The sequence below is a fragment of the Chitinophaga fulva genome, from assembly GCF_012927205.1.
GTDB classification, from domain to species: Bacteria; Bacteroidota; Bacteroidia; order Chitinophagales; family Chitinophagaceae; genus Chitinophaga; species Chitinophaga fulva.
In genome coordinates this window covers 432571-446469 of sequence record NZ_JABBGC010000003.1, presented here as the reverse complement: position 1 = coordinate 446469, position 13899 = coordinate 432571, and the positions used below count along the sequence as shown (strand labels likewise).

General features: G+C 50.3%; 11 protein-coding genes. 7 read left to right on the top strand and 4 right to left on the bottom strand.

From position 1 onward, the window contains the following. The first annotated feature begins 36 nt into the window (after nucleotides 1-36). Together HHL17_RS25060 and HHL17_RS25055 are read left to right on the top strand one after the other, a co-directional pair. Entirely contained in the window at nucleotides 37-1194 is a 1158-nt protein-coding gene (locus tag HHL17_RS25060) for an aminotransferase class I/II-fold pyridoxal phosphate-dependent enzyme (protein ID WP_169227588.1), read from the top strand. A gap of 82 nt (nucleotides 1195-1276) precedes the next feature. Then, nucleotides 1277-2854, top strand: a complete 1578-nt coding sequence (locus tag HHL17_RS25055; RefSeq protein WP_169227587.1) for a T9SS type B sorting domain-containing protein — start codon at nucleotides 1277-1279, stop codon at nucleotides 2852-2854. A 15-nt stretch (nucleotides 2855-2869) separates the two neighbouring features. Here the strand turns inward: HHL17_RS25055 and HHL17_RS25050 are convergent, their stop codons facing one another. Continuing rightward, nucleotides 2870-3622: a tyrosine-protein phosphatase gene (locus tag HHL17_RS25050; RefSeq protein WP_169227586.1), complete on the bottom strand. Its 753-nt coding sequence runs from the start codon at nucleotides 3620-3622 to the stop codon at nucleotides 2870-2872. A 64-nt stretch (nucleotides 3623-3686) separates the two neighbouring features. Continuing rightward, complete coding sequence (locus HHL17_RS25045) at nucleotides 3687-4160, bottom strand: GAF domain-containing protein (RefSeq protein WP_169227585.1); 474 nt, start codon at nucleotides 4158-4160, stop codon at nucleotides 3687-3689. A gap of 296 nt (nucleotides 4161-4456) precedes the next feature. Here HHL17_RS25045 and idi point away from each other — a divergent pair, with 296 nt between their 5' ends. Both idi and HHL17_RS25035 read left to right on the top strand, forming a co-directional pair. After that, on the top strand, nucleotides 4457-4996 hold the full coding sequence (gene idi / locus HHL17_RS25040; protein WP_169227584.1) for an isopentenyl-diphosphate Delta-isomerase: 540 nt from the start codon (nucleotides 4457-4459) through the stop codon (nucleotides 4994-4996). A gap of 173 nt (nucleotides 4997-5169) precedes the next feature. After that, nucleotides 5170-6144, top strand: coding sequence for a terpene synthase family protein (locus HHL17_RS25035; protein ID WP_169227583.1), 975 nt, complete (start codon nucleotides 5170-5172; stop codon nucleotides 6142-6144). A 35-nt stretch (nucleotides 6145-6179) separates the two neighbouring features. On the opposite strand, the gene HHL17_RS25030 is transcribed toward HHL17_RS25035, so the two are convergent. Both HHL17_RS25030 and HHL17_RS25025 read right to left on the bottom strand, forming a co-directional pair. Next, entirely contained in the window at nucleotides 6180-7223 is a 1044-nt protein-coding gene (locus tag HHL17_RS25030; RefSeq protein ID WP_169227582.1) for a hypothetical protein, read from the bottom strand. Between the two features lie 2 nt (nucleotides 7224-7225). Further along, nucleotides 7226-7936, bottom strand: coding sequence for a TMEM175 family protein (locus HHL17_RS25025; RefSeq protein WP_169227581.1), 711 nt, complete (start codon nucleotides 7934-7936; stop codon nucleotides 7226-7228). Nucleotides 7937-8239: 303 nt separating this feature from the next. On the opposite strand from HHL17_RS25025, the gene HHL17_RS25020 reads away from it, so the two are divergent. From HHL17_RS25020 to HHL17_RS25010, 3 genes are read left to right on the top strand one after another with little or no spacing between them, the layout of a single operon-like run. Continuing rightward, complete coding sequence (locus HHL17_RS25020; RefSeq protein ID WP_169227580.1) at nucleotides 8240-9517, top strand: TolC family protein; 1278 nt, start codon at nucleotides 8240-8242, stop codon at nucleotides 9515-9517. 39 nt (nucleotides 9518-9556) lie between these two features. After that, on the top strand, nucleotides 9557-10699 hold the full coding sequence (locus HHL17_RS25015; RefSeq protein WP_169227579.1) for an efflux RND transporter periplasmic adaptor subunit: 1143 nt from the start codon (nucleotides 9557-9559) through the stop codon (nucleotides 10697-10699). Nucleotides 10700-10721: 22 nt separating this feature from the next. After that, nucleotides 10722-13895: an efflux RND transporter permease subunit gene (locus tag HHL17_RS25010; RefSeq protein ID WP_169227578.1), complete on the top strand. Its 3174-nt coding sequence runs from the start codon at nucleotides 10722-10724 to the stop codon at nucleotides 13893-13895. The last annotated feature ends 4 nt before the right edge of the window (nucleotides 13896-13899 follow it).

Genomic DNA, 13899 nt, shown 5'->3' with positions numbered 1-13899 from the left:
CCGGGAAATAGTATCTCAACAATTAAACTGATTACAATGAATAACAAAATGTGGTTGTCATCCCCGCATATGGGCAACGCAGAATTCGATCTCATCAAAGCTGCGTTTGACAGTAACTGGATTGCTCCACTGGGAGCACATGTAGATGCTTTCGAGGAAGCATTGGCGGGTTATACCGGCAGCGGATATGCGGTAGCATTATCTTCCGGTACTGCTGCACTGCATCTGGCACTGATCCTGGTGGGAGTGAAGCCAGGCGATGAAGTGATCTGCCAGAGCATGACTTTTTCTGCATCAGCCAATCCAATCGCGTACCTGGGTGCAACGCCTGTTTTTGTAGATAGTGAACGTGATACCTGGAATATGGACCCTGTATTGCTGGAAACGGCGATCAGGGAAAGGATAGCGGCAGGGAAGAAACCCGGGGCTATCATTCCGGTGCACCTGTACGGTATGCCTGCGAAGATGAGTGAGATCATGGCGGTGGCGGAGAAATTCGACATCCCTGTTATTGAAGATGCAGCGGAGGCGCTGGGATCGCTGTACAACAAAAAAGCATGTGGTAATATAGGGCTAATGGGAGTGCTGAGCTTCAATGGAAACAAGATCATCACCACCAGCGGTGGAGGAGCCTTGTTGGGCAATGATGGTAAGCAGATACAACAGGCCCGCTTCCTTGCAACCCAGGCGAGGGACGCGGCGCCGCATTACCAGCATAGCCATATCGGCTACAACTACCGTCTGAGCAATATCTGCGCAGCTATTGGTTGTGGTCAGATGCAGGTGCTGGATGACCGTGTAGAGAAACGGAGAGCAAACTTTGATTTTTACCGCAAACACCTGTCACTCCTGCCAGGGATATCCTTTCAGCCTGAGCCGGGCAATTGCCATAGTAATCGCTGGCTTACCACCCTGCTGATTGATCCTAACATCACCAATGGGATAACAAGGGAAACGATCAGGCTGGCGCTGGACAAAGAAAATATTGAGTCAAGGCCCCTGTGGAAGCCGATGCACCTGCAGCCGGTTTTTGCCGGTGCGCCTGCCTATGTAAATGGAGTGTCTGAAGAACTGTTCAATAACGGCCTATGTCTGCCCAGTGGATCTAATTTGGAAGCTGACGATCTGGCGCGTGTAGTAACTATTATTAACCGCTGTTTCGCTGAAAGCCCTGTGCTGGCGGAGAGCCATTAATCTACATTGGTTGATGGTCCCCCGCTTTTCCGGTGTGGACCCTCAACCAATTAATCGTCCCTCGAAAAATAAAGCCGTTGTCATGAAACCACTGCTGTGTAAATGCCTGCAACAATGGACTGGTGCATGGAAGTGCGTTACGGTAGTACTATTATACTTATTAAGCGCCTTGCATCCCCTTACCGCACAGGATATTCTATTGAAAAACCCATCCCTGGAAGGAACTCCCGGACAAGGGGCTGTTCCACCCGGCTGGAGGGGCAGAGGCACGCCGGATATACAGCCCGGCGCGCTGAATATAACACAGCCTCCCTCAGACGGTGCCACCTATGTTGGCCTGCACAGCGGACTTTCCTGGATCGAGTCTATCAGCCAGGAGGTACCGCTGAAAGCAGGTAAAACCTATACTGTTTCCATGGACCTGGCGTATGCTCCTACTTATGCTTTTCTGGCCTGTTATGCAAATATGACGATCTATGCCGGTAATACACCCAGCGATACTGCCGAGAGGTTATGGAGTACCGGTGAGTTCTATCATACTAATTGGGTCCGTTATTCTTTTGTATTCACCCCTGGCCGCGATTACAAGTTCATTACGTTCATGGCTGCGCCGTGGAAGCCCTGCGATAAGAGCATCTATGGCTCAGCGCTGCTGATTGATCATCTCTCTGATGCTTTGCTGGAAACGCCACAATTGGCGGTAACAGTGAGGAGTACCTGTAAAGGTGAAAACAGGGGGGAGGCCACCGTAACGGTGAAGGGCGTTACCCAGCCCTATACGGTCAAATGGAACCCCGGAGGACAAACGACGGAACATATTACCGGCCTGGCTCCCGGCAATTACGAGGTCACCGTTAAATTGCCCAGTGGTGCCAGCGCCACCAAACAGGTGACGGTGGCCGGCTGGGAAGTGAAAAGCAAAGTAACGGTCATCCCTTCTGCCTGTTACGGCCAAAACAACAATACGATTGAAATGACTACCGATGGAGGAACTGCCCCCTATCGCTATTATTTCAATGGAAGCAAAAATGCGGTGTATACACCCTCTTTCAGTAAACTGACACCTGGCAACTATCGTGTGCTGGTAAAAGACGAAGAAGGTTGTACGGAGCATATCGATAATATAACGGTAGCAGAACCCGCGCCGTTGGAAATTGCAGGAATGCGTACAAAGGATGTGAGCTGTACTTCTACGATGGACGGAAAAATCAGTCTGGAGATAGCAGGCGGAACCCCTCCTTATGCGTTTAGCCTCGATAATAATGCCTGGCAGGCCAGCAATAGTTGGCGCGGACTGGATGCCGGTTCTTTTCACTTTCGTGTGAAGGATACACATGAATGCGAGACAGAAGGCAGTGCCATGATCAATCGCAATATACGGGAGTGTGCGGTATTTGTGCCAACTGCTTTTACGCCAAATAATGATGGGCAGAACGATTGGTTCCGGGCCAAAGTGCACGATGATGTCAGGGAATTCAACCTGGAAGTGTATAGCCGCTGGGGGCAGATTGTTTTCCGTACCGGTGACCCGGAAGGATCGTGGAACGGGGATTTCCGGGGCAGCCCGCAGCCGGGGGGCACTTATGTATGGATACTCACTTATGTCGACAGTAAGCAACAGGCACGGAAACAAACTGGTACGGTGATGCTGATCCGGTAGTGCCGGTTGGCTCATTTACCGGCTGGCCGTCAGTTTGTTGTTTTTAAAAGGATATTGTTCCAGTCGTTTCAACAATTTTTTGTTCCGTGCAATTTCCTGTATGGCCTCCATATGTTTTTCATGGTGGAGGTCAGTGCCGATGTAATCGACCATGTTGGCATCCAGCAGCTGCATGGCTACCTGTTGTACATATTTGCCATAGTAACCGGTGAACGACAGCAGGTTTACTTGAAACTGGCATCCCCATGATTTAAACTCCCTGTATTGATGGAAATTTTTGTGGCAATAGTTGTACCGCTCCGGATGGGCCAGCAGGGGCATATATCCCAGTGTGCTGAGTTGAAACAGCCAATGGTGCATCTGCGGGGGCGCCGATATAAACGAAATCTCCACCAGCACCAGCTGGCCGTTGAGCGTCAGCAGCGGTGATTTGAGAAGTAGTTCAAACTGCTCGTCCATATAATATTCCGCCGCATAATTGAAAGGCACGTTGATCTGCTGTGCAGCCAGTGCGGCCTCTACCTCGAGGTATGGACCATGAAGGGTTTCCTGTGAATTAGGATACCGGTCCATCATAATGTGAGGAGTGGTAATAATTTTCCGGATGCCCAGTTCATGCAATTGATTTACAAATGCTACGCTGGTGGCCACATCCGGAACGCCGTCATCGACCCCCGGGATCAGGTGCGAATGTATGTCAGTTTCAATACCTGACAGGAACGGTTCCAACAATTTGCTATCATCCCGCTTTTTCCTGAAGAAGAACATGGTTAAATTTTCCTTTGATTTTTCAGGACTATGGCTCGCAAAATCTTTGCCAGTTAACCGTTGATTACAAAGTAATCAATTGGACAATCTCTTCCAGATATTGCTGATCTGTTGTATCGAAATGATCAGGGAGTTCACTGTCCACGTCCAGCACCCCGGCCACTACGCCATCTTTCATCAGCGGCACCACGATCTCGGATTTGGAAAGGCTGCTGCAGGCGATATGTCCCGGGAATGCTTCGACGTCAGGTACAATCAGTGTGGTGGCCTGTGCCCAGCTGGTGCCGCATACCCCTCTGTTCTTACGGATACGGGTACACGCTACAGGCCCCTGAAATGGTCCCAGTACCAGTTCGTCCTGTTTTACCAGATAAAAACCTACCCAAAACCAGCCGAACTGTTCTTTCAATGCCGCGGCCACATTGGCGAGGTTGGCTACCAGGTCGGGCTCTCCCTCCAGCAGTCCTTTTATCTGTGGAATGAGTGACTGGTATTGTGCGGCTTTATCTCCCTGAATAATCTGTAAGTCTTCTGCCATTTCTTTTTTTGCTGCAAAGATACGGTAATCCGGCACTTAAAGACGCCGGGTGCCGGAACGCCTGTTGGGCCCTGTTTCGGGGGCTGTTGTCTTTGTCACTTTTATGCCTGTGGGATGTTGGGCGCACTTCTGCCGCATCACTGCTTTGTGTCTGTATGGGCGTAATTTTTTTTTCACTTTTCCCGTTATTATTGTATATTTATTTGAAGTAACCATTATAGAGAACAGGGCTCATTTTTAGTAATTCGCGATCATTTCAGACAGCTAACAGCTTATTAATTTATCTTTGCTACACTATGAATCAACCTGAAGTAATACTAGTGACTGAATTCGATGAAGCTATTGGTACCATGGAAAAAATGGAGGCGCACCGCAGGGGCCTGTTGCACCGCGCATTTTCCGTATTTATTTTAAATGAAGCCGGAGATATTTTGTTACAACAACGGGCAATGGGTAAATATCATTCTCCGGGCCTGTGGACCAACGCCTGCTGTAGTCACCAGTTTCCCGGCGAAACGACCGCTGATGCCGCACACCGCCGACTGATGGAAGAAATGGGTTTCGACTGCCCGCTGGAGGAAATTTTTGCCTTTACTTACAGAACAGCTTTTGACAACGGTCTTGTCGAGCATGAATTCGATCATGTGCTCATAGGTACTTACAATGGTGCGATTCACCCCGACAGCACGGAAGTAAATGATTACAGGTATATGTCTGCCAGTCAAATTCTGGAATTGATGGAGCAGGAGCCAGACCGCTTCACCAGCTGGTTCCACCTCGCATTGCCCAGGGTGTTAAAACATCTGAATATGTCCGTCACCTCGGCCGGCATGTAATCACCCTGTACTTTATTGTTACATCTCATTTGCTGTTAACCGAAATTAGCCAACTTTTACTGTGCCAACTGGTATGGTAGGCTATTTATATGCCTGCCCGCCGCCGTTTTCCCTGATTTTTCACCTATGCCATTTCATAACCCTTAATAGTTAACTGCTAAATCCTCAGACACATGACAACGATCCAGTTTCCCCGGATCCAGTATCCGTTTCCTTCCCGTTTGAATTCCCATGTGGCAGCTGCCCAGCAACACGTTGAAGACTGGGTGCATCATCATGGTTTATTGTCTACCGACAAAGCGAGGGCCCGCTTTGCCAAAGCCCGTTTTGCCTGGCTGGCTGCCCGCGCCTTCCCGGACGCAAGGCTGCATGAGCTCTGTATCATCGCCGACTTCAACACCTGGTTGTTCATCCTCGATGATCAGTGTGATGAGGCAGAAGCTGGCAAAAAATCAGGCTTCCTGCGCAGTGTCATGACTGGTTTTATGGATATCTTCCGCAACCCTGATCCCCGTACACCGGTGAATAACGCTCCGCTGCCGGCTGCGCTCATCAGTATCTGGGAGCGGATGAAAGCCATCAGCTCACCGGAATGGCAACAGCGCTTTATCTGTAGTATGGAAGACTATTTTAACTCCTGCCTCTGGGAAGCGCAGAACCGCGAAAATCGTATAGTCCCTACCGTAGCCGACTATGTACGGATGCGGCCCTACACCGGTGCCCTCCTCGCAGATGTGGAGGCGATAGATATTATAGAGAAAATATATTTGCCTGCCAACACATTGCAAAATGCTCTGCTCAAACGCATGGTGCAAGCCTGCAATAACATCGTATGCTGGGCCAACGACCTCTTTTCTTTTCCGAAAGAACATAAAGCCGGCGACGTACATAACCTGGTACTGGTGCTGCAACACGAACGCCAATGCTCACTTCAGGAGGCAATAGATGAAGCGGCCCGTATGCACAACGAGGAAGTGGCCATTTTTGTGGTGCTGGAAAAACTGTTGCCACTCAGCGGCAGCGAGAAAGATTACGAACTGCTGCGTTATGTAGCGGTGCTGCGTTCCTGGATTACCGGCAACTTCGACTGGAGCCTGCACGATACCGGACGCTATAGCGCTATGATGAAAGAATATGTCAACAGTTGAGGCAAAAATATTAAACCTGAATGTAGCCCCGGGCTTCAGCCCGGGGTTCCTTTGCGTTTGTTCACGTATTTCTCTATCCGCTTGCCCAGCCACCAGAAGGAAACAGCCAGGATGGAAAAGAACAGGCCCTTGTTGGTTCGGTCCCAGAGATATTCAAAATAACGGGTGTAGAGGTCGAGCAACAGGAAGATAACGCCAAGGTCGCGCAACAGATCATCTTTGGTACGGATGCCCAGCAAGAGGGTAAGGATACACTGTGCGCTGAACACCACCACCCACAATAACAGATGTACCTGTCGCAGTGCCTGCCATTCCTCCCACGTGCCGCAATTGCCAAAAATGGAGATGAGCCAGCCGGAGAGCAGGAACAGCAGCCAGCCGCCACCCCAGGTGATTTCTTTTGCAGCCAGGAAAATAGCGGTACGTTTCATCAGCCAGCCGGCACCTATCATCACTGCGCCCAGCAGCGCCATGCGGCAGGGAAGGTTCATGCCCAGAAAATAAGGCGCATCACCGGTAACATAATAGGTCAGCTTCACATAAGCAGGTATCAGGCAGATCAGCGTGGCAATCCACAACAGCCGCGAATGCAGTGTCAGCGCCACCGTCGCATACACCAGCGTGGCCAGCAGCCAGAAAATGCCATAATTGCCACCCAGGTAGTCCATGCTTTTGCCAAGGTATACTACGGTAACGCCTGTACTCAGTATCGGTAACAGCCAGAATAGTTCACGGTTAAAGGAAAACTCCGGCTGGTGCTTGTTACGGCGCCAGCCCTGGTAACAAAGGAAAGCAGTCACCCCGGCAAATAAAAAAGCAATCACCCCGTCGGTCAGCGAGAATTTCTTCCGCAGCACCTCTATCCACTTCTCATCCAGTACCAGCGATCCAAACGCCATCAAGGCGCAGGAGATGGCGGCAATAAAAATATACAGGGTGATCGTCTGCCAGTCGTTGGTGCGGACAGTATAGCTTTTCTGCAGGTCTTCTGCCTGCGTATCGGTGACCAGCCCGTCCTGCTGCCACTGCCGGATGACCCGGTGCAAAAACTGTCCGTCTCTTTTATCTACTTCGATCATGGTTAACTGGGTTTATCGCCTACATGTACCAGGCGCAGGGTATTACGTTTTTTGATCTTCAACCGGAAATGATTGAAAAAAATCAACAACGGAATCAGGCAAAAACTAAGGTTTTGTATGGTCGTATTGTCCGGGTAAATAAAATAAGCAAGTGCAATCGCAGTAAACCCGAAGGCCATCGTCAGAAAGCTGTATTTCAGCCGCTGGTACAGCAATTCCTTTTCGGTATGAAGGCCTGCTATCGCCAGCCCCGGCTTGCGCTGGAAAATATAATAACTTATCCAGAACAGCCCGGCCAGGCACCCGGCCAGGTTAAACAGGTAAATATACAACGGCAGCATGAAATGGTTGCTCATATGCATCATAGCGCCGGTGGAAAAAGGAAAAGTGACAATGAAAAACAGGAAAAAGAGATTGCGGTGGATCAACCCATCGTCATAGTGCTGTAAAAAACGGCACAGATGCAGGTGCCATTTCCAGAAAGTACCGATGAACAGAAAACTCATCGCGAAAGTGAAAAACTCCATCAGGAAAGGGTTCAGTACCTCCCGGTAGCCGCCCGCAGGCAGATGGGCCGGCATGGTCGGTAACTTGATCTCGATGATTAACAGGGTAATGGCAATGGCAAACACAGCATCGCTGAACAACACTGCCCGGTCCAGCTCAAACTCACGGTGTGCAGGTTTTGCTTCCTTGATAACTGACATAGACATAATAAAAACGTATGGCTTTTCGGCAATATACGAAAAGCTAAATAAAGCGTCCTGTCACCGTTCTTTTAATCCAACAGTTTCGTATATTCGGGGAGCAGCATTTCCTGTGCGACCGCCTCCGGTCAGAATTCATATATGCGTTGCGGCCTTGTCAACCGTCGATAGCTGCATTACAACCTTTTCTTTTTTCATTTGTTAGGTATTTATCAATCATCATATACTTTCAATGTTATAAGTATGCGTTGTACCCTTATATTGATTTCTACGCTTTTATTGTCAGGAATAAATACCACTTACGGGCAGATGGATACAACCAGGGGAAACTACGCCTTTAACCTGGCCGACTGCATACAATACGGGATCGCGCATCATCATGATATGGTCAATGCCAACCTGGACGTGGATTTTTCAAAGGAACAGGTAAAGGAAGCCACTGCAAAGCTGTTTCCCCATGCAGACATCAATGCTAATTTCACGGACAACCTGAAACTGGCCACCTCACTGATTCCCGACATCGCCAACGGCAACTATGACAAGAAAATTCCTGTGCAGTTTGGTACCCGCTTCAGTTCCAGCGCCACCGGACAGGTGAACCAGACCATCTTTCAGAGCGATTATTTCCTCGGACTGAAAGCATCCCGCGTATACCGCGGACTATCCACAAAAAACCTGACGCGTACGGAAATAGATACCAAAGTGGCCATCATCAAAGCCTACTACGCAGTGCTCACCAACCAGGAAAATATCCGCCTGTCAAAATCCAATCTCGATCAGCTGCGCAAAACCCTCACCGACACCAAAGCCCGCTATGATGCCGGCGTGTCTGAAAGGGTAGACGTAGACCGGATACAGGTGTCTTATAATAATGGTGTTACCCAGATCGAAAACCAGATCCGGGAACTCGTATATACGATGCAGTTATTGAAGTTCCAGATGGGCATGCCGCAGGAAAGTAACCTCGAGCTCCGGGAAACCGTACAGGACCTTAATGTGGAGTCGTTTTCCACTGACACGCTCAACTATAAAGTGGAAGACCGCATCGAATACAGTATCCAGAATACCCAGATAGCCCTGAATGAACTGAGCCTGAAAAGCAAGAAGATGGCTTATCTGCCTCAACTGAACTTTTTCGTGAATTATGGGTACAACTGGTTTTCTACCAGGTTCGGCGACCTGTATAAAACGGGATTCGCCGCCTCCGCGCTGGGCCTCAATTTATCATGGTCTGTTTTCACGGGCACCGAAAGGCTTCATCAGATCCAGGAACAACGCATCACCCTGAAAAAATCACAGAATGATCTCGACTTCCTGTCTCAACAGATAAAGCTGGAAGTAAAGAGCGCTAATACATCCTACGAAAGCAATAAAGCCACGTTCGTTACACAGAAGACGAATATGACACTAACGCAGGGCATATACGACCGTATCGTACTCAAATTTGAACAGGGGGTGGCTACCAGTCTGGATGTGATTTCAGCGGAAAGTCAGCTTACACAGGCCCGGACAGACTACGTCAATGCCATGCTCGCCACCCTGATCAGCAAAACAGATCTGGACAAGGCCATGGGCAGAATCAAATAATATAACAGCTAATACAACAATTATTAATTTTTTCTCCATATGTACCTGAAATCAAATTGGATCATAATCCTGGTCGCGCTGCTGGGCACTGCCTGCGGTGGTGGAAAAAAACAACAGCAACAGGCGGCCATGATGGGCATGATGAAGGCGACCGTTGTAGCGCAGGAAGTGGTGGCGGCTTCCTATACCGTGCATTCACAATTCCCGGCTACGCTGATGGCGCACGATGAAGTGGCTATCCGCTCCGACGTGACCGGTTATCTCTCCGGTATCAAAGTAAAAGACGGGAGTGTGGTGAAAAAAGGACAGCCGCTGTACGAGATCGATAAAAGCCGCTATGTGGCCGCTTATGGTCAGGTGGCTGCCAGCCAGCAACAGGCGGAAGCTGACCTCGCCCAGAAAGAAAAAGATTACGAGCGATATAAAACCCTGCTGGAGCATGATGCTATCTCCAAACAGACAGTAGACCAGGCATACACCGCCGTGATGACGTCCAAAGCTAACCTGGCGGCCGCTAAGGCTGCCGTAGCCCGCGCCGGCACCGATGTGAACCATGCGGTGATCCGTGCCCCGGTCAGCGGCAGCATCGGTATCGTACAGATCAAAGTCGGCGATATCGTCAACGCCGGCCAGACACTGATCAACACCCTCGTGAATGAACATCCCATCTTCGCCGATTTTGACGTGCCGCAGGCCAGCATCCCGCAATTCCTGCGCATCCAGAAAGGACAAGGCGATGAAAAGTTCTTCCTGAAATTCACCAGCGGTGAAACTTATGGTGAACAAGGAAGAATACAGGCCATCAACAATATCGTGGACCCACAGACCGGTACTATCCGGGTGCGGCTGGTATTTGATAATAAAGACAATCAGCTGAAATCCGGTATGAGCTGCGTAGTGGTGATGCAGTACTCCACGCCGGCTACGCAGGTGGCCATCCCTTCTAAAGCAATTGTAGAGACCCTCTCCGAAACTACCGTGATGACCCTCACGAAAGACAATGTCGTACAGCCGGTGCACATTACGCCCGGCCCTGTTGCGGATACCATGCTGATCGTAGAAAGCGGCCTCAAAGCCGGCGACAGGATCATCGTGGAAGGCCTTCAGAAAGCAAGGCCCGGAGATACCGTGAACGTGGCCGGCCCCGGTACTCCGGCTGCTCCTCCGGCAGGTAAACATTAATTCCTAAAATCGCCATCACAGTATGATCTCAAAAACTTTTATAGAGCGCAAGAATACTACGATAGTTATAGCCATCATCCTGGTGATTGTAGGGTTGATCTGTATGTTTAACCTGCCCATTGCCCAGTTGCCTGATATTGCGCCGCCCGTAACGGATGTAAGGGCCAACTATGTAGGTGCCAACTCTACCACTGTGGAAGAAACAGTGACCACGCCCATCGAAAACCAGGTGAACGGTACGCCCGGCGCCATGTACATACAGTCCGTAAGCGCCAATGACGGTTCCATGAGTATTACGGTGACGTTCAACCTCGGCACCGATCCGGATATCGCTACGCTCGATGTGCAGAACAGGGTAAGCCTCGCACTCCCCAGTACGCCGGACGAAGTAAGGCGTGTAGGGGTGACCGTTAAAAAACGGTCCAATGATATGTTGATGGTAATTGGGCTCAACTCACCGAAAGGCAAACATAGCCGTGAATTCCTCGACAACTATATCAACATCTATCTCAAACCGGAGCTGGCCCGTATTGCCGGGGTGGGCGATGTGAACGTATTCTCACAGGACTATAGTATGCGTATATGGCTTAACCCCGACAAGATGGCGGCGCTCAACCTGACTGCTGCTGATGTTGCCAGGGCTATTACCGAACAGAACCAGCAAGTACCTGCTGGTAGTATCGGGGCACCGCCCATGTCCCGTACACAGGCTTTTGAATATACGGTAAGTGTAAAAGGCCGTCTGGCCACTTCTGAAGAATTTGGCAATGTGGTGGTATCGAAAAACCCCAATGGTGGTCTCGTTCGTCTCCGCGATGTGGCCCGTATCAACCTGGGTTCCTTCAGCTATGCCATCGATGCAAAAGCGGACGGTAAAACCGGTAGTGGTCTGGCCATCTATCTGGCGCCAGGCGCCAACGCACTGGATGTAAATGACCGGGTGATCGCCAAAATGGAAGAAATGGGCAAGTCTTTCCCGGAAGACGTGAACTGGCTGATCCCTTTTGAAACGACTTCGTTCGTAAAAATATCTATTAATGAGGTGTTTCATACTTTCCTGGAAGCGCTCACACTGGTGGTGATTGTGGTGTTTGTGTTCCTGCAAAACTGGCGTGCCACCATCATTCCGATATTGGTGATACCTATCTCCCTGATCGGTACTTTTATTTTCTTCCAGCTGCTGGGATTCTCCATTAATACCCTCACCCTGTTTGGTTTCGTGCTGGCCATCGGTATCGTGGTGGATGATGCCATTGTGGTGGTGGAAGCGGTCCAGCACCATATAGATGCGGACCTGATGTCGCCACGGGAAGCCACGTTTAAGGCCATGTCCGAAGTGCAGGCGCCGGTAATCGCCATCGCGCTGATCCTGGCAGCGGTGTTTGTGCCGGTGGCGTTTATTCCGGGCGTAAGCGGACGGTTGTACCAACAGTTTGCACTCACCATCGCGTTTTCAGTATTGCTCTCCGCCTTCCTGGCATTAACGCTCACGCCGGCACTAACGGCCATTCTGCTTCGGCCTGCGCACCTTACCAAAAAATCCCATGGGCTGAATAAGCTCTTTTATAAGTTCAACGAATGGTTTACCCGTGTTACCAACCGTTATGGTAACATGGTCATGCGTTCCATCCGCTTTACGCCGGTGGTGCTCATTTTATTAGGTGTGCTGTTCGCTGCTGCCTTTTATCTCTTTAAGAAGACACCCACCACTTTTGTTCCCCAGGAAGACATGGGGGCTCTCTTTATAGCATTGGAACTGCCGGAGGCCGCGTCTACTGAACGAACAAAAGAAGTCGTAGATGAAATCGGGCATATTCTCGGAGCCGACAGCGCCGTCAACCACTTCTTCGGTATTACCGGGATGAACTTCGTGGCCAATGCAGTGAAACCGAACTCCGGTACTTTCTTCGTGAGCCTCAAACCATGGGATGAGCGCTACGCACATGGGGACGATATCAATAAAGTGTTAGGCCGCATCCAGGGGGCTGCCTCCCGCATCATCGGGGCCACTATCATCGCCATCCCTGCGCCCACATTACGTGGTATGGGTACGTCGGGTGGTTTCTCGTTTGTGCTCGAACAAAAAAGTAATCCGGATATCAAACAATTCACACAGGTAATGGGCCAGTTCCTGATGGCCGCCAACCAGCGGCCGGAAATTGCGCGGGCTTACGCATTCTTCAGTGCCAATACACCGCAGTTCAATGTGGAGGTGGACAGGGACAAATGTAAACAACTGGGCGTAGCGGTCAGCGATGTGTTCAACGCCTTGCAAACTTTCCTTGGCGGACTTTATGTCAATGACTTCACACGCTTCAGCCGCAGCTTCCGCGTGGTGATGCAGGCGGACTCGCTCTATCGCACCAGTATCGATAATCTTGCTACCTATTATGTACGCAATAACCTGGGCCAGATGGTGCCGCTTAGCGCGCTCATCACCTCCAAAAGAGGAGTAGGTGCCCCGGTAATCAATCACTTTAACCTGTACCGCTCCGTGGAAATAGATGGTGACGCCAAAGTAGGATACAGTAGTGGTGATGCCATCAAGGCATTGCAGGAAGTGGCGGCCCAGGTGCTGCCGGAAAACTTTGGCTACGATTGGGCCAACGTATCATTGCAGGAAATCAAGGCGGGCAATAGCAGCGTGCTGATCTTCATGTTGTCTATCCTGTTTGTGTTCCTGTTGCTCACCGCCCTATACGAAAGCTGGTCAGTGCCATTCTCGGTACTGCTGGCCGTTCCGGTGGCATTGTTTGGTTCTATTGTGGCGCTGGCGCTGACCAAACAGGCCAACAGTGTGTACTCCCAGATTGGTTTGATCACGCTGATTGGTCTGGCCGCTAAAAACGCCATCCTGATCGTAGAGTTCTGTAAAGAGCGTGTGGACAGGGGGATGCCGCTGCTGGATGCCACACTGGAAGCGGTTAAGCTGCGTTTCAGGCCTATCCTGATGACATCTTTTGCATTTATCCTCGGCGTGGTGCCGCTGTGTCTGGCGAAAGGCGCGGGCGCTGCTTCCCGTGTTAATATAGGCTTCACCGTTATCGGCGGGATGCTGGCAGCTACCATTCTTGGGGTGTTCACCGTTCCGGTATTATATGTGCTGATCACTAAACTGGCCTATGGTAAAAAGAAACTGGCTGAGCTGGAAGCACACGGCGACGAACAGAAAAAACCGAAAGGGCTGGGTGAATAGCTTT

What these genes read in the sequence shown, in the direction of transcription:
- HHL17_RS25020 (WP_169227580.1), top strand. Translation starts at nt 8,240, where the DNA reads ATGGATACAACCAGGGGAAACTACGCCTTTAACCTGGCCGACTGCATA.
- HHL17_RS25055 (WP_169227587.1), top strand. Translation starts at nt 1,277, where the DNA reads ATGAAACCACTGCTGTGTAAATGCCTGCAACAATGGACTGGTGCATGG.
- HHL17_RS25025 (WP_169227581.1), bottom strand. Translation starts at nt 7,936, where the DNA reads ATGTCTATGTCAGTTATCAAGGAAGCAAAACCTGCACACCGTGAGTTT.
- HHL17_RS25030 (WP_169227582.1), bottom strand. Translation starts at nt 7,223, where the DNA reads ATGATCGAAGTAGATAAAAGAGACGGACAGTTTTTGCACCGGGTCATC.
- HHL17_RS25060 (WP_169227588.1), top strand. Translation starts at nt 37, where the DNA reads ATGAATAACAAAATGTGGTTGTCATCCCCGCATATGGGCAACGCAGAA.
- HHL17_RS25010 (WP_169227578.1), top strand. Translation starts at nt 10,722, where the DNA reads ATGATCTCAAAAACTTTTATAGAGCGCAAGAATACTACGATAGTTATA.
- HHL17_RS25045 (WP_169227585.1), bottom strand. Translation starts at nt 4,160, where the DNA reads ATGGCAGAAGACTTACAGATTATTCAGGGAGATAAAGCCGCACAATAC.
- HHL17_RS25035 (WP_169227583.1), top strand. Translation starts at nt 5,170, where the DNA reads ATGACAACGATCCAGTTTCCCCGGATCCAGTATCCGTTTCCTTCCCGT.
- HHL17_RS25015 (WP_169227579.1), top strand. Translation starts at nt 9,557, where the DNA reads ATGTACCTGAAATCAAATTGGATCATAATCCTGGTCGCGCTGCTGGGC.
- HHL17_RS25050 (WP_169227586.1), bottom strand. Translation starts at nt 3,622, where the DNA reads ATGTTCTTCTTCAGGAAAAAGCGGGATGATAGCAAATTGTTGGAACCG.
- idi (WP_169227584.1), top strand. Translation starts at nt 4,457, where the DNA reads ATGAATCAACCTGAAGTAATACTAGTGACTGAATTCGATGAAGCTATT.